Origin of the sequence: Ideonella dechloratans (assembly GCF_021049305.1) — a bacterium.
In the GTDB taxonomy this organism is placed as follows: Bacteria; Pseudomonadota; Gammaproteobacteria; order Burkholderiales; family Burkholderiaceae_C; genus Ideonella; species Ideonella dechloratans.
The window spans coordinates 1,807,284-1,822,381 of record NZ_CP088081.1 but is presented as its reverse complement, the minus strand read 5'-3'; the positions used below and the strand labels follow the sequence as shown (position 1 = coordinate 1,822,381).

Below are 15,098 nucleotides of genomic sequence, written 5' to 3'. Positions count from 1 at the left end.
AAATCGGCAAGCCGCAAATCAGCAAGTCGGGCAGCGCGTGGTGGAGCGGCTCGCCGCCTGCCTGCCGTGGCACATGGTTTGCAAGCACCGCACCACATTCCCGCATCACGCCATGAGCCACGCCCTCGTCCCGCGCCCCCTGCTGTTGCAGCGCTCCTCCCACGATGTGGACGAGCAGGCCACCCTGCTGCAGGGCTGGCAGCAAGACTATGTGCAGCTGTCATCGGGCGCCTTCGAGGGCCGCTTCGTCGAGGCACGGCTGGCGCGGATGCACCTGTTTGTGGAGGACACCAGCCGCCGTCTGCTGCAGCGTGGTGCGCGTCCGGCCGACCGCCTGGCCCTGGGGGTGCCCCTGTCGCTGGGCCGGGGGCCGGTCAGCTTCTGCGGCCACACCGACTGGCAGGGGCCGGCCCGGGAGGCGCACTTCTGCAGCTTCAGCGGCGCCGACGGCTTCGAGTTCATGACGCCAGAAGGGCTGTCGATGGCGGGCCTGGACCTGCCGCTGGACGAGTTGCTGGCCCTGGCCACCGAGGAAGACCACCCTGCCCTGGGGCGCCTGGCCTCGCAGGCCGGCCTGCATCGTGCCGATCCCGCCGGCCTGCGCGCACTGCAGGAGCAGTTGAGCGGTGCCCTGGCGCTCATCACCGCCCTGCCCGCGCGGCAGGACGACGAACGGGCCTGCACCCAGTTGCAGCAGGCCCTGATGTCCAACGTGCTGGCCCTGCTGCCGGGCAGTCTGACGCCCACGGCCCCCCACCGGGCGGCCCAGTTGGTGGCCCGCGCCCAGGCCTTCGTGCGCGACGACCCCGAAACACCCCACACCGTGGCCACGCTGTGCCAGGCCCTGGGCGTGAGCCGGCGCACCCTGCAGGCCGCCTTCCAGCAGGTGACCGGCCTGGCGCCGGCGGCCTTCCTGCGCACCGTGCGTCTGGCCGGCGCGCGCCGCGCCCTGAAGGAGGCCCGTTCCGTGGCCGAAGCCGCCACCCAATGGGGTTTCTGGCACCTGGGCCTGTTCGCACAGGACTACCGGGCGCTCTACGATGAACTGCCCTCGCAGACCTGGCGCCGCCTGCACGGCGGCCCCGCCGCCCTGCACTGATCGGCTCAGCGCCCCCAGAGGGTGATGCGGGCGATGCGCAACGACTGGGCCATGCCCTCGGAGCAGCCATCGATCCACAGCCTCAGCAGCGGTGGCCCGGCATCCGGCGTGGCCTTGCCGGGCCGCGCGCTGCGCACGCCGTCGTAGCTGGCCACCAGACCGGCGGCCGCCGTCCACTCCACCCGCACCGTGCCGGGCATGGCCTTGAAGCCCGAGAGCCCGAGCTGATGGCGCTGGCCGCGGTAGACCAGTTCAAGGCGGGGCACGTCGTCGTCGAAGCGCCCCAGCCCCAGTGCCCAGCGCTTCACCTCGATGTCGATGGCCAGTCTGGAGAACTGGCCCTTGCGCAGGCGGGCATCGCCCAGCACCACCTCGGCGGCCGCCAGCGGGCAGGCGGGCTGCCCCGCCGGTGTGTCGTACACCTGCGCGTCCAGCGCCAGCAGCCCCCCGTCGATGCGGGCCTTGGCCGCCGAAGCCGGCTGGCCCGTGGTGCGCCAGGGGCGGTCCGCGCCGGGTCGGGCGAAGTCCCACTGGGCCAGCCGCTGCAGATCTTCTGCCGCCGAGGTCGCGGCTGACAGGCCCATGCCTGCCAGACTCACCGCCGCCAGCCAGGCGCGCCGCGCCAGCCCCCCGTCCATCATGTCTCCTTCGGCACGCTGCGCAGCAGCGGCAGTTCATCCAGCGGGGCCACCGTCACGGCCACCCGCGGCAAGGCCCGGCCTCCGCCGCGGATGACGCCGCGCAGCGGCGCCACGTCGGCATAGTCCCGCCCCCAGGCCAGGGTGACATGGTCCAGCCCCACCGGCACGTTGTTGGTCGGGTCCAGCGCCAGCCAACCATTGTCCGGGCACCAGACGGCCGCCCAGGCGTGGGAGGCATCCGCGCCGATGAGCCGGGGCTGCCCTGGCGGTGGCTGGGTCAGCAGGTAGCCGCTGACGTAGCGGGCCGCCAGGCCCAGCGAGCGACACGCCCCGATCATCACGTGGGCGAAATCCTGGCAGACCCCGCGCGACAGGCTCAGCGCCTCGGTCGCCCGGGTGTTGACCGAGGTGGCCTGTGGCTGGTACTCGAAGCGCTCATGCACCAGGTTCATCAGGGCCAGCGCACCCTCGAGCACGCTGCGTCCAGGCGTGAAGGCCAGCCGGCCGAAGGCGGCCAGCTGGGCCGAACGCGGCACGAACTGCGACGGCAGGGTGAACTCCACCGCCTCGGAGTGCGCCGCCCCCGCGTGGTAGCGCAGGGATTCGGCCACCTCCTCCCAGGCCGGGCTGCGGCCGGTGTCCGGCATCACAGGTTCGGCCAAGCCGGCCTCGAAGGTGGAGCGCACCGTCAGCCGCTCGTGCACGCGGGAATGGCTGAAGGTCAGCCGCTGGTTGCCCCAGCTGTCCAGGCTGTGCTGGGCCGCCGGCAGCGCCAGCCCCGCCTGCAGGGCCGAAGGCTCCTCGGCGCCCTCCTGCAGCGGCAGCCATTCGTCGGGCAGCGGATCGATGCTCAGCGTCCAGCCGCGCACCTGCTGAACCGCGGTGGCCCGCGGCGCCAGGTAGGCCACGTGGTGGGCCAGTTCCACCGGAGCATCGTAGTCGTAGTGGGTGTCGTGCTGCACCCGCAGCCAGCGCAGGGCCGTCATTGCCACACCATGCGGTCCACCGGCCCCACATGGGAGAACAGCTTGCGGCCGATGGCATCGGACACCTCCTGCGCCTGCACGCTGCAGGCCTGCAGGACCTCGACCAAGGCGGCGTGGGCATGGTCACCCACGTCGGCGCTGAGCGCCTCCAGCGACCACTGTTCGGGGCGCGGCAGCTTCTCCACCACCTCCTGTGCCCAGTCGGGCTCATGGCGGGCCAGTTTCAGCAGGCGCTCGCGCATGGTGCGGCCCACCCAGGCCAGGGAACGGGGGTTGTCGGTGTCGAACACCAGCAGGTGCAGCAGGGGAGGCACTTCGCGCCGGGCCTGGAAATGGGCCCGGTAGGTGATGGTGGAATCAAAGAGGCCCAGCATCAGCGCAAAGCCGTCGTCGCAGCGGTGCAGGCCGTGCTCGAAGCTGCAGGCCATGGCGTGCGATAGGAAATCCAGGCGCTCCAGCTGACGCCCCACGCTGAGCAGGCGCCAGCCATCGTCGCGGGTCATGCGATCGGTCTGGCCGCCGGTGATCGCCGCCAGATGGCCGTCGGCCTGCGTCAGGGCATCGATGACTTCGGTGACCGGGTCGGTGGAGGCCGACCCGAAGATGGCCGACAGCCGCCCCTGGAACTGTTCACCCACCTCGCGGATGAGCTGCCAGTGCTCCGGCGACAGCCGTTCGCGCAGGGCCTGGGCACAGCCCTGCAGGGCCTGCAGGTTGAAGGCCACGCTGGTGGCCCCCCGCGTGTCGCCCAGCGCATGAATCAGCGAACGCTCGAACACCCGCTGCGACTGCAGCGGCGAGGGCACGCTGTCGCCCGCCAGGCCATGGCGTCGGGCCAGTTGGTCCAGCACCGCCAGCACGGCGGGAGAGGCCTCGTGCAGCGCGGCACCGGAGAGCGATTCCAGGGTCAGGCGGGCCAGGCGCACCGAATTTTCGGCCCGCTCGGTGTAGCGGCCCAGCCAGAACAGGTTCTCGGCCGAGCGGCTGGTCACGCTGCGGTGCATCCGCGAGAGATCGGTGGCGCTCAGCGGCTTGGGCAGCAGGGACGTCGGGTCCACCGGCCCCTCGGTCAGCACCCAGGTGTCGGCGCTGGCGCTGCCACGCTGCATGGACAGCCAGGGGTCGTGCAGCGCTTCGCGCCGGGTGGCCACCCGGGTCATGCCGCCGGGCAGCACCTGCCAGCCGCCTTGCCCGTCCGCAATGGCGAAGACGCGGACCACGGCCGGGCGCGGCTCCAGCCGGCCCTCGTGCCACACCGGCATCTCCGAGGGGCGGCTGCGGGCCTGCAGGGTATGGGCCGCCGGATCGGCCTCGATGCGGCCGGCCAGGCTGGCGCGGGCGCTGGGCGCCTGGGTGGCCGCCAGCACCGGTGCGAAGCTGTGCGTGGTGTCGCTGGCCGGGAAGGTGGGCGCCACCACGAACTCCTCCAGCCGACTCTTGTGCCTGTCCCAGACCGTCTGCTCGCCACACCACCAGCTGGTGGCACTGGGCAGCAGCAGTTCCTCGTCCAGCAGGTGGCGCGCCACACCGGGCCAGAAGGCGGCCAGGCCCGGGCTCTCCAGCCAGCCGGCACCGGGGGCGTTGGCCACCACCACCTCGCCGGCCCGCAAAGCCTGCACCAGGCCGGGAATGCCCAGCGCGGAGTCGGGACGCAGCTCCAGCGGGTCCAGGTATTCGTCATCCACCCGTCGCAGCAGGATGTGAACCCGCTCCAGCCCGCGCAGGGTCTTCAGGTAGAGCCGGTTGGCCCGCACCGTCAGGTCGCCGCCCTCCACCAGGGTGATGCCGAGGTAGCGGGCCAGGAAGACATGCTCGAAATAGGTCTCGTTGTGCGGCCCCGGTGTGAGCAGCACCGCGCGGGAGGTTTCGCCCGCGGGCGAGATGCGCATCAGCCCTTCCATCAGGGTCTGGAAGCTGCCCGCCAGGCGCTGCACGTGCAGGTCGCGGAAGGCCTCGGGCAGCTGCTGCGAGACGATCAGCCGGTTCTCGATCAGGTAGCCGAGGCCGGAGGGGGCCTGCGTGCGCTGCTGCAGCACGCGCCAGCTGCCATCCGGCCCGCGGGACAGGTCGAAGGCCGCCACATGCAGATGCACGCCCCCCGGGGGCTTGGCCCCGTGCAGCGCACGCAGGTACTGCGGATGCCCCAGCACCAGCGAGGCCGGCAGCAGCCCCAGGTCCAGCAGGCTGCGCTGGCCGTAGATGTCGGCCATGGCGGCGTTGAGCAAACGGGCCCGCTGGGCCACACCTTGCTCGATGGCCGCCCAGTCCCCGGGGCCGATGAGCATGGGCAGCAGCTCCAGCGGCCAGGGGCGCGTGGGCTGATCCGGGTCGTCGTAGACGTTGTAGGTGGCGCCGTCCTCCCGCACGCGGTGGCGCAGACGGTCCAGCCGGTGGGGCAGATCCTGCCACCCCTGGACCCCGGTGGAGGTGAAGAAGCGCTGCCAGATCGGGGTCAGGGCGCCTGCGGGCGCCGCCCCCTCGTTGAGCCGCCCCGTCAGCTCGTCGAAGTGCCCGTCGTCGCCGCGCTGCACGGCCCCGTGGGCCAGGGCCACGGGGTCGAGGGGTTCGTCCGACAGCAGGCTGGTCTGCTGCGGCGGCAGGGGAACGATGGCGGGAACTCCGGAAGACATCCCGCGATCATGCCTTGCCGGGCCAACGCCCGGGCTCGGGGGTGGCCCATCCCGCTCGGTCATGTGTCACGGAAACATCACGAACCGCCGGCTCAACGCCCGACCTTGCGCAGGTCCAGCGTGAACGGGAACTCCAGGCTGCGCTCGGCCTCGGCCACCACCATCTTGCCCGGCGTGTGCCCGAAGGGGAAGAAGCGCGCCAGACGGCGGCTCTCGGCCTCGTAGGCGTTGATCGGGAAGGTGGCGTAGTTGCGGCCGCCCGGGTGGGCCACGTGGTAGCGCCCCCCGCCCAGCGAGCGCTGGGCCCAGGTGTCCACCAGGTCCACCGTCAGCGGCGCATGCACGCCGATGGTGGGGTGCAGGGCCGAAGGCGGCTGCCAGGCCCGGAAGCGCACGCCGGCCACATATTCGCCCACCCGTCCGGTGGGTTGCAGGGGCAGCGTCACGCCGTTGACGGTCACGCGGTGGCGCGGATTCACCAGGCCGCTGACCTTGACCTCCACGCGCTCCAGCGACGAATCGACATAGCGCACCGTGCCACCGGCCGCGCCCTCCTCGCCCATCACGTGCCAGGGCTCCAGCGCGTTGCGCAGCACCATGTGCACGCCTCGGGCGGCAATCTCGCCGATCTTGGGGAAGCGGAACTCGAAGTGCGGGGCGAACCAGGCGGCGTCGAAGGCGTAACCGGCCCGCTGCATGTCCTCGATCACGTCCTCGAAGTCCATCTGGATGAAGGTGGGCAGCAGGAAGCGGTCGTGCAGCTCGGTGCCCCAACGCACCAGGGGCGCGCGGTAGGGCTCCTTCCAGAAGCGCGCCACCAGCGAGCGCAGCAGCAGCTGCTGCACGATGCTCATGCGCGCATGCGGCGGCATCTCGAAGGCACGCAGCTCCAGCAGGCCCAGCCGGCCGCTGGCCGAATCCGGCGAATAGAGCTTGTCGATGCAGAACTCGCTGCGGTGCGTGTTGCCGGTGACATCCACGAGCACATTGCGCAGGGTTCGGTCCACCAGCCAGGGCGGCATGTCCTCGCCGTAGATGGCCTTGTTGCGTTCGATCTCGCCCAGGGCGACCTCCAGCTCGCGCAGCTGGTCATTGCGGGCCTCGTCCACCCGCGGGGCCTGGCTGGTCGGGCCGATGAACAGGCCGGAGAACAGGTAGCTCAGCGCCGGGTGGTTGTGCCAGTAGGCCAGCAGCGAGGCCAGCAGGTCCGGCCGGCGCAGGAAGGGCGAATCCGCCGGCGTGGCCCCGCCCATCACGAAGTGGTTGCCGCCGCCGGTGCCGGTGTGGCGGCCGTCGAGCATGAACTTCTCGGTCGACAGGCGCGAGCGCCAGGCTGCGTCGTAGAGGAACTCGGTGTGCTGCACCAGTTCCTTCCAGTTGTGGGCCGGGTGGATGTTGACCTCGATGACGCCCGGGTCGGGCGTGACCTGCAGCAGCTTCAGGCGCGGATCGCGCGGCGGCGGGTAGCCCTCCAGCACCACCTTGACGCCCAGTTCGGCCGCCGTGGCCTCCACCGCGGTCAGCAGCTCCAGATAGTCCTCCAGCAGCGCCAGCGGGGGCATGAAGACGTAGAGCACGCCGCTGGCCTGCCCCACCTTCTCGGCCTTGGGGCCGTTGGCCCGGCGCGGGTCGCGCACCTCCACGCACAGCGCGGTGCGGGTGATCCAGTGGGCCGACTGGAAGCGCTCGGGGTAGGCGTCGGGCAAGACCCTGCCGCCGGGCAGCCCGCCTGGACCGGCGTTGCCGGCGCCCTGCGGGCTGTTCTGCAGCGCCACGGTGCCACCTTCGGCAAAGCCGCCGCCAATACGGTGTGCGGCATAGCCCGCACCCTCGTCGGCGCCCCCCGCGGAGGTGCCGCCGCGCAGGCCCAGCATCTGCCGGCGCAGCTCGGCCGGGGCCGGCAGCTCGCCGCGCGGGGCGAAGGGGTCGTAGTCGTGCAGATAGGGGTAGTCGCTGTCCTTCACCCAAGGCAGGGAATCCAGCGGCAGGCGGTAGCCCATCGGCGAATCGCCGGGGATCAGGTACATGCGTTCGTCGCGGAAGAACCAGGGACCGGTCTCCCACTTGCCGCCCGACAGGGTCGGGCCCTCGGCCCGCTTGATGGGCAGCACATAGCCCACCTCGTGTTCCAGGCCCTGGTCGAAGATGCGGCGCAGGCGCACCCGCTCCAGCTCGTCGTCCAGACGGGAATCGAAGGGGTCGACGTTCACCGGCAGGCGACGCTCGCGCCACAGGTAGTACCAGGTGTCTTCATAGCCGGTCTGGACGAACTGGTCGCCCACGCCCAGGTGGCGGGTCAGCGCACTCATGAAGCGCTTGGCATCGGCACTGGTGTACTGGTGCAGGTCACGCTCGTCGGCGAACAGGGAGGGGTCGCCCCAGCAGGGCTGGCCATCGGTGCGCCAGTAGATCGACAGGGCCCAGCGTGGCAGCTGCTCGCCGGGGTACCACTTGCCCTGGCCGAAGTGCAGGAAACCGCCCTGCCCGTACTCGTCGCGCAGGCGCTGCACCAGGTCCTGGGCATAGACCCGCTTGGTCGGGCCCAGGGCGTCGGTGTTCCATTCGGCACCGTCGCGGTCGTCCACCGAGACGAAGGTCGGCTCGCCACCCATGGTCAGGCGCACATCGCCGGCCGCCAGCTGGGCATCCACCCGCTCGCCCAGTTGCAGCACCTGGGCCCACTGGTCCTCGGTGTAGGGCTTGGTGACGCGGGGTGACTCGAAGATGCGGGTGACGGCCATCTCGTGGCCGAAGGTGACCTCGCACTCGTCCACCGCCCCGGTGATGGGGGCGGCGCTGGAGGGTGTGGGGGTGCAGGCCAGCGGGATGTGACCCTCGCCCGCCAGCAGCCCGGAGGTCGGATCCAGGCCGATCCACCCCGCGCCGGGCAGGTAGACCTCGCACCAGGCATGCAGGTCGGTGAAGTCCACCTCGGTGCCGCTGGGGCCATCGAGCGCCTTCACATCGGGGGTCAGTTGGATCAGGTAACCCGACACGAAGCGTGCGGCCAGGCCCATGTGGCGCAGGGTCTCAACCAGCAGCCAGCCGGTGTCGCGGCAGGAGCCCGAGGCCTTGGTCAGCGTCTCCTCCGGGGTCTGCACGCCCGGCTCCATGCGGATGAGGTAGGAGATGTCGTTCTGCAGGCGCTGGTTCAGGCCGACCAGGAAGTCGATGGTGCGCATCTCCTTGCGGTCGATGCTGGCCAGGAACTTCGCAAAGGCCGGCGTGGGCGTCTCCGCCACCAGGTAGGGCGCGAGCTCTGCCGCCAGGCCCGGCTCGTAGGCGAAGGGAAAGTTCTCGGCCCCCGGCTCCAGGAAGAAATCGAAGGGGTTGTAGACCGCCATCTCGGCCACCAGGTCCACCGTGACCTTGAACTCGGTGGTCGGCTCCGGGAAGACCAGGCGGGCCAGGTAGTTGGAGAAAGGGTCCTGCTGCCAGTTGGTGAAATGGTTGGCCGGCTCCACCCTCATCGAGTACGAAAGGATGGGCGTGCGGCAGTGCGGTGCCGGCCGCAGGCGGACGACCTGCGGCGAGAGATTCACCAGCCGGTCATAGCGGTAGTGGGTGACGTGTTTGAGCGCGACGTGGATGGACACGGGCCTTACCTCGGCACCCCGGGGGGCGCATGAATCGGATCAATCGGGCAGGACCGGCGATGCTCCCATGGGAGAGCACCGGTCCTTGTGACAGCGTCGAACCAGACCTTGGCCGCGGCCTCAGTCGCAGGCCACCAGGAAGTCGCGGGCAATCCCGGCGCCCAGATCTCCGACCCGGTCGAGGAACTGGGTCAGGTAGGCATGCAGACCGGTCGAGAGGATCTCGTCGATGCGGGCATATTCCAGGTCGCAGCTCAGGCGGCCCGCCCGGCGCAGCGTCTCGCCCGACTGCTGGTTGGCCACCAGCTTGAGGTTGGTCACCACCTCGTGCATGCAGTGGGCCAAGGAACGCGGCATGTCCGGACGCACGATCAGCAGTTCGGCCACCTTCTCCGGCAGGATCACGTTGCGGTAGACCTTGCGGTAGATCTCGAAGGCGGAGACCGAGCGCAGGATGGCCGACCAGTGGTAGAAGTCGTAGTCCCCATCCTTCTCGCTGGCATTGCCGTAGAAGTCGCTCTCCACGGCGTGGAACTTCACGTCCAGCAGGCGGGCGGTGTTGTCGGCCCGCTCCAGGAAGGAACCGATGCGCAGGAAGTGGAAGGCCTCGTCCTGCAGCATGGTGCCCACCGACACCCCGCGCGAGAGGTGCGAGCGGAACTTCACCCACTCGAAGACGGCGGCCGGGTCGCGCGTGAGCAGCCCGTCGGCCAGCACCCGGTTGAATTCCAGCCAGGTCTGGTTGGTGGTCTCCCAGACCTCGGTGGTCAGCGAGCCGCGCACGGCGCGGGCGTTCTCGCGCGCGGCGCGCAGGCAGCGCAGGATGGACGAGGGGTTGCGCTCGTCGCGCACCATGAAGTCCATCACCTGGCGGGCGCTGATGCCGTCGTAGCGGCTCTGGTAGTCGTGGGTGAGCTCGGAGATGCTCAGCAGGCTGCGCCAGCCCTGTTCGGCCACGGCCGCGGACTGCGGCAGCAGCGAGGTCTGGTAGTTGACGTCGAGCATGCGCGCGGTGTTTTCCGCGCGCTCCATGTAGCGCGACATCCAGAACAGATGGTCGGCGGTTCTTGACAGCATGTTCTTGGCTTTCCGCGTTCGATTCAGTCTTCCAGCACCCAGGTATCCTTGGTGCCGCCGCCCTGGCTGGAGTTGACCACCAGCGAGCCCTCCTTCAGGGCCACGCGGGTCAGACCGCCCGGCACCATCTGCACCTCGGCGCCCGAAAGCACGAAGGGCCGCAGGTCGATGTGGCGCGGCGCGATACCGGATTCGACGAAGGTCGGGCAGGTGGACAGGCTCAGCGTGGGCTGGGCGATGTAGTTGCTCGGGTTGGTGACCAGGTGGGCCCGGAAGTCCTCGATCTCGGCCTTGGTGGCGGCCGGGCCGACCAGCATGCCGTAGCCCCCGGCGCCGTGCACCTCCTTGACCACCAGTTCGCCCAGGTGGTCCAGCACGTATTTCAGATCGTCCTCGACCCGACACAGATAGGTGGGCACGTTGTTGAGGATCGGCTTCTCGCCCAGGTAGAACTCGATCATCTTGGGCACGTAGGGATAGATGGACTTGTCGTCCGCGATCCCGGTGCCGATGGCGTTGGACAGGGTGACGTTGCCGGCCTTGTAGGCTTCCACCAGGCCGGCACAGCCCAGGGTCGAATCCTTGCGGAAGACCTTCGGGTCCAGGAAGTCGTCGTCCAGGCGGCGGTAGATCACGTCCACCCGCTTGGGGCCCTGGGTGGTGCGCATGAAGACGAAGCCGTCCTTGACGTACAGGTCCTGGCCCTCGACCAGTTCCACGCCCATCTGCTGGGCCAGGAAGGCGTGCTCGAAATAGGCCGAGTTGTACATGCCCGGCGTGAGCACCACGACCGTCGGGTCGTTCACCCCGCCCGGGGCCACGCTGCGCAGGGTTTCCAGCAGCAGGTCCGGGTAATGCGCCACCGGGGCCACCCGGTGGTCCGAAAACAGCTCCGGAAAGAGCCGCATCATCATCTTGCGGTTCTCGAGCATGTAGCTCACGCCGCTGGGCACCCGCAGGTTGTCCTCCAGCACGTAGTAGCTGCCCGAGCCATCGGGGTTGGCCGCCCGCACGATGTCGATGCCGGCGATGTGGGAGTACAGCTCGCGTGGCACGTCCACGCCCATCATCTCGGGCCGGAACTGGGCATTGCGGGTGATCTGCTCGGCCGGGATCAGACCGGCCTTGAGGATCTCCTGCCCGTGATAGACGTCATGGATGAAGCGGTTGAGCGCCGTCACCCGCTGTCGCAGGCCCTTCTCCATCTCGCGCCACTCCCCGGCGGGAATGACGCGCGGGATCAGGTCGAAGGGAATCAGGCGCTCGGTGCCCTCCCCGGAATCCTTGTCCCCATAGACGGCAAAGGTGATGCCGACACGGCGGAAGATCATCTCCGCCTCCTCGCGCCGTGCCTTCATCACGTCGCGGGGCTGCTGGGCGAGCCAGCGGTCGTAGGTCTGGTAATGCTCGCGCACGGTGGCGCTGTTGGCATGCATCTCGTCGAAGCTGGGTCTCATTCGCGCTCTCCTACTTCCGGGGAAGAAGCAACAACCGCACCAGCCACGGGCGCCGGGTTTTCCGGCATCCATTGCCAGTAGTGGCGGCGCACGTTTCGCGTGCAGCTCGCACCATCCCCATCCCATGTCCACGCACCACATTGGTCCGTTCGCACCACGGTAATGCTCTTTTGACGGTAGCGCTCTGATATTTCGGGGTGAGGATGGCCGAAGCGGTTGCGGTAGCCCAGTTGCATGACCGCCATGCGCGGCGCCACGGCGGCCAGAAAGACCTCGCCCGACGAGGTGTGGCTGCCATGGTGCGGAACGATCAGCACCTCGCTGCGCAGACTCTGACCCCAGCGCTGCACCAGGGCCGCCTCCTGCGCCAGCTCCACATCCCCCGTCAGCAGGGCACTGTGTCCCTGGGCATCACGCACCTGGATGACACAGCTCTGCCCGTTGGAGGCTTCGTCGGGTCTGGCCGCGTGAAAGGGATGCAGGACCCGGAACTCGACCCCATCCCAGGACCACTGCTGCCCCGCCAGGCAGACCTGGGTGTCCGCCACCTGTGCAAGCAGGGGATGCCCTGGCGCCAGGCTGGCCCGCAGGCGAAGCACCGGCAGGGCGTCGATCAACGCCTGGGCGCCACCGACGTGATCGGTGTCCCGGTGACTGAGCGCCAACTCGTCCACCCGGCGCTCGCCCAGGGTCTGCAGCAGCGGCACCAGGACCTTGCGGCCCGCATCGCTGTCCGAGCCGTAGCGGGGCCCGGCGTCGTGGATCAACAGGTGGTGGGCGGTGCGGATCAGCACGGCGCTGCCCTGCCCCACATCGGCCGCCAGCAGCTCGAAGCGCCCCTGCGCCGGGCGGGGCGCCGGCACCAGCAGCAGCGGCAGCCACAGCAAAGCAGACAGCGCCCGCAGCCGCCACGGCAGAGGCAAACTCACCAGGAAGCCGCCCAGCACCGCCAGCAGCACGGTGCCGGGCCCTGCAGCGGGCACCGACCAGGCCGCCATGGACCATGCGCCCAGCCCCTGCAACCACGCCTGCAGGGGCGCGATCGCCCAGGCCGCCAGCTGCCACAGCGGCGGCCAGAGCGCTCCCAGCAAGGCCAGCGGCGTGATCACCCAGGTCACCCAGGGCACGGCCAGCAGATTGGCCGGCAGCCCCACCAGGGACAGCTGGCCGAACAACACCAGGCTCAGCGGCGCCAACCCCAGGGTGATGAGCCCCTGGACCATCAAAGCGTGTCGCAGACCGCGCCAGACAGACCGGGGCCCGTGAAACCCCTCCTCTTGCGCCTCTTCTTGCGCCCCCTCGCCCCCGGGCGACGCGCCCGCGCCCTCCATGCCCAGCAGCATCAGCACCGCCAGAAAGGACAGCCAGAAGCCCGGCTGCAGCAGGGCCCAGGGATCGGCCGTCACCGTGCCCGCCGCCGCCACGGCGCACAGCGCCCAGCCGGGCCAGGGTGCGCCCAGGCTGCGCAACAGCACCGCGCCGCCCAGCATCCAGACCGTGCGCTGTGCCGGCACGCCCCACCCGGCCAGCAGCGCATACAGCGTGGCCAGCGCCAGCCCACCCCAACGCCCGGCCGTGGATGCCGGCAGCCGCAGGCACAAGGTGGCGCTGGTGCGCCAGAGGCGACCGACCAGGGCGATGGCCAGCGCCGCGAACAGGGTGATGTGGCTGCCGCTGATGCTGACCAGATGGGCCACGCCGGTGCGGCGGTAGAGCGCCCAGTCCTGCTCGCCGATGGCCCCTTGATCGCCGACCGCCAGTGCGGCCAGCAGGCCGGCCGTCCGGGGGGACGGGCTGGACAGCAGGACGTGGTCGCGCCAGCGTTGACGCAGGTGGTCCAGCCATTCCAGGGGATGCCAGGGACGGGCCCCCTCCAGACGCACCGCCTGCCCCGGCAGGGTGCCACGCACCGTGCCCACCGCGCCGATGCCCTGCTCGAACAGCCACAGCTCGGCATCGAAGCCCCCAGGGTTGGCCAAGCCGTGGGGCTGGCGCAGGCGCACGGGCAGACGCCAGGCCTCGCCTGCGCGCGGCACCGCCCGGCCGCTGCCCATCAGGTCGCCGCCGGCGGCGGGCTCGGGCCAGCTCAGCCGAATCAGCGCCGGCAAGGTCAGCGCCTCGGCGGGCTCTGCCCGTCCCCGCGCCCAGGCTGCCGCGTCCAGCCGCCAGGCCTGCTCCACCTCGAAGCCGAACACCTGCCCTTCGGGCCCCGCCTGCGGCAGCCCCCGCACCCGGCCTTGCACCAGCAGTTCCTGCCCTTCCAGGTCGGCGGGCAGCCGCTGGGCCAGGCGTTCGCGGGCCCGCTCGCTGGTGCTGGCCGCAGCAGCCATCAGCAGGGCCAGAGCCCACAGGGCGAAGGCCCGGCGCGCGCGGCCGCCTCGCAGGAATGGCCAGGCTGCCAGAACGGACACGCCCAGCAGCGCGGCGTCCACCCAGGCTGGCCACAGCACCGGCTGGGCCAGTTGCAGCGCCACGCCGGACAGCCCCGCCAGCACGCTCAGCAACAAGACCCCGCCGATCCCGGACAGCATGCGGGCCAGTGTAGGATCGCCCCGATATCCCTCCCTCATTCCTTCGGAGTACGTTGACATGTCCGTCGCTGCGCGCCTGCAGACCCTGGGCATCGAGCTGCCGCCACTGGCCGTTCCTGCCGCCGCCTACGTCCCCTTCGTCCAGACCGGCCACCTGGTCTTCATCTCGGGCCACATCGCCAAGCAGGACGGCAAGCCCTGGATCGGCCAACTGGGCACCACCATGGGCACCGAGGAAGGCAAGCAGGCCGCCCGCGCCGTGGCCATCGACCTGCTGGGCACCCTGCAGGCCGCCACCGGCGACCTGGACCGCATCGCCCGCATCGTCAAGGTGGTGAGCCTGGTGAACTCGGCCCCCACCTACACCGAGCACCACCTGGTGACCAACGGCTGCTCCGAGCTGCTGGTGTCGGTCTTCGGCCCCGAGGTCGGCTCGCACGCCCGCAGCGCCTTCGGCGTGGCCCAGCTGCCCATGGGCACCTGTGTCGAGATCGAGCTGGTGGTCGAACTCAAGCCATGAGCTTCATCTCCCGCGTGACGGGCTCGCCCCGGCTGCTGCTGGTGGGCGTGGCCGTGGCCTGCGTGGCCGCCGTGGGCGGCGCCCTGGTCGGGCAATACCGCTTCGACATGTTGCCCTGCCCCTGGTGCACGCTGCAGCGCCTGATCTTCCTGGTGCTCGCCGCGGTGGCACTGCTGGCCGCGCTGGTGCCGCCCCTGCGGCGCCCGCTGGCGGGCCTGGGCGTGCTGCTGGCCGCCTGCGGCATCGGCACCTCGCTGTGGCTGCATTTCGTGGCCTCGTCCAGCGCCAGCTGCGCCTTGACCCTGGCCGACCGCATCATGCAGGCCCTGGGCCTGTACGACGCCGCCCCGGACATCTTCGCGCCGTTGGCCTCCTGCGCCGACGCGGCGGTGGACCTGCTGGGCATTCCCTTCGCGATGTGGAGCCTGGCGCTGTTCGCCTTGTGTGGCGCGGCCTGCGTGCTGGCCCTGCGCGCCCGGCGGAACTGACCCCGGTCAAGGCAGACTCAGGCGGGCTTGGCGATGATGCCACCCGCCTGATCAGCGGGGCCACCCCGCGGGA

General features: G+C 70.5%; 10 protein-coding genes. 3 read left to right on the top strand and 7 right to left on the bottom strand.

Annotated features, from left to right (window positions below):
- Positions 1–112: 112 nt before the first annotated feature.
- Entirely contained in the window at positions 113–1,099 is a 987-nt protein-coding gene (locus LRM40_RS08490; protein WP_170288853.1) for a helix-turn-helix domain-containing protein, read from the top strand.
- Between the two features lie 5 nt (positions 1,100–1,104).
- Here the strand turns inward: LRM40_RS08490 and LRM40_RS08485 are convergent, their stop codons facing one another.
- The 7 genes from LRM40_RS08485 to LRM40_RS08455 form a co-directional block, all read right to left on the bottom strand.
- The gene (locus LRM40_RS08485; RefSeq protein WP_231067798.1) at positions 1,105–1,740 is read right to left on the bottom strand and encodes a hypothetical protein; all 636 of its coding nucleotides are present in this window, start codon (positions 1,738–1,740) and stop codon (positions 1,105–1,107) included.
- Positions 1,737–2,726 carry a transglutaminase family protein gene (locus LRM40_RS08480; protein WP_151123900.1) on the bottom strand — a complete coding sequence of 330 codons (990 nt, stop codon included), beginning with the start codon at positions 2,724–2,726 and terminating at the stop codon, positions 1,737–1,739. The genes LRM40_RS08485 and LRM40_RS08480 overlap by 4 nt, the downstream gene beginning before the upstream one ends.
- Positions 2,723–5,356: a circularly permuted type 2 ATP-grasp protein gene (locus LRM40_RS08475; protein ID WP_151123901.1), complete on the bottom strand. Its 2,634-nt coding sequence runs from the start codon at positions 5,354–5,356 to the stop codon at positions 2,723–2,725. Before LRM40_RS08475 ends, LRM40_RS08480 begins: the two co-directional genes overlap by 4 nt.
- 92 nt (positions 5,357–5,448) lie before the next feature.
- A complete protein-coding gene (locus LRM40_RS08470) occupies positions 5,449–8,952 on the bottom strand; it encodes a transglutaminase family protein (RefSeq protein WP_151123902.1) in 3,504 nt (1,167 codons plus the stop codon).
- Positions 8,953–9,072: 120 nt separating this feature from the next.
- Positions 9,073–10,029: an alpha-E domain-containing protein gene (locus LRM40_RS08465; protein ID WP_151123903.1), complete on the bottom strand. Its 957-nt coding sequence runs from the start codon at positions 10,027–10,029 to the stop codon at positions 9,073–9,075.
- Between the two features lie 23 nt (positions 10,030–10,052).
- Positions 10,053–11,486 (bottom strand): circularly permuted type 2 ATP-grasp protein, encoded by a 1,434-nt coding sequence (locus LRM40_RS08460; RefSeq protein WP_151123904.1) that lies wholly within the window; start codon positions 11,484–11,486, stop codon positions 10,053–10,055.
- Entirely contained in the window at positions 11,483–14,017 is a 2,535-nt protein-coding gene (locus LRM40_RS08455) for a DNA internalization-related competence protein ComEC/Rec2 (RefSeq protein ID WP_170288854.1), read from the bottom strand. Before LRM40_RS08455 ends, LRM40_RS08460 begins: the two co-directional genes overlap by 4 nt.
- A gap of 58 nt (positions 14,018–14,075) precedes the next feature.
- On the opposite strand from LRM40_RS08455, the gene LRM40_RS08450 reads away from it, so the two are divergent.
- The gene (locus LRM40_RS08450) at positions 14,076–14,537 is read left to right on the top strand and encodes a RidA family protein (RefSeq protein ID WP_151123906.1); all 462 of its coding nucleotides are present in this window, start codon (positions 14,076–14,078) and stop codon (positions 14,535–14,537) included.
- On the top strand, positions 14,534–15,025 hold the full coding sequence (locus LRM40_RS08445; RefSeq protein ID WP_170288855.1) for a disulfide bond formation protein B: 492 nt from the start codon (positions 14,534–14,536) through the stop codon (positions 15,023–15,025). The genes LRM40_RS08450 and LRM40_RS08445 overlap by 4 nt, the downstream gene beginning before the upstream one ends.
- Positions 15,026–15,098 lie beyond the last annotated feature (73 nt).

What these genes read in the sequence shown, in the direction of transcription:
- LRM40_RS08445 (WP_170288855.1), top strand. Translation starts at nt 14,534, where the DNA reads ATGAGCTTCATCTCCCGCGTGACGGGCTCGCCCCGGCTGCTGCTGGTG.
- LRM40_RS08490 (WP_170288853.1), top strand. Translation starts at nt 113, where the DNA reads ATGAGCCACGCCCTCGTCCCGCGCCCCCTGCTGTTGCAGCGCTCCTCC.
- LRM40_RS08480 (WP_151123900.1), bottom strand. Translation starts at nt 2,726, where the DNA reads ATGACGGCCCTGCGCTGGCTGCGGGTGCAGCACGACACCCACTACGAC.
- LRM40_RS08450 (WP_151123906.1), top strand. Translation starts at nt 14,076, where the DNA reads ATGTCCGTCGCTGCGCGCCTGCAGACCCTGGGCATCGAGCTGCCGCCA.
- LRM40_RS08465 (WP_151123903.1), bottom strand. Translation starts at nt 10,029, where the DNA reads ATGCTGTCAAGAACCGCCGACCATCTGTTCTGGATGTCGCGCTACATG.
- LRM40_RS08460 (WP_151123904.1), bottom strand. Translation starts at nt 11,486, where the DNA reads ATGAGACCCAGCTTCGACGAGATGCATGCCAACAGCGCCACCGTGCGC.
- LRM40_RS08485 (WP_231067798.1), bottom strand. Translation starts at nt 1,740, where the DNA reads ATGATGGACGGGGGGCTGGCGCGGCGCGCCTGGCTGGCGGCGGTGAGT.
- LRM40_RS08455 (WP_170288854.1), bottom strand. Translation starts at nt 14,017, where the DNA reads ATGCTGTCCGGGATCGGCGGGGTCTTGTTGCTGAGCGTGCTGGCGGGG.
- LRM40_RS08475 (WP_151123901.1), bottom strand. Translation starts at nt 5,356, where the DNA reads ATGTCTTCCGGAGTTCCCGCCATCGTTCCCCTGCCGCCGCAGCAGACC.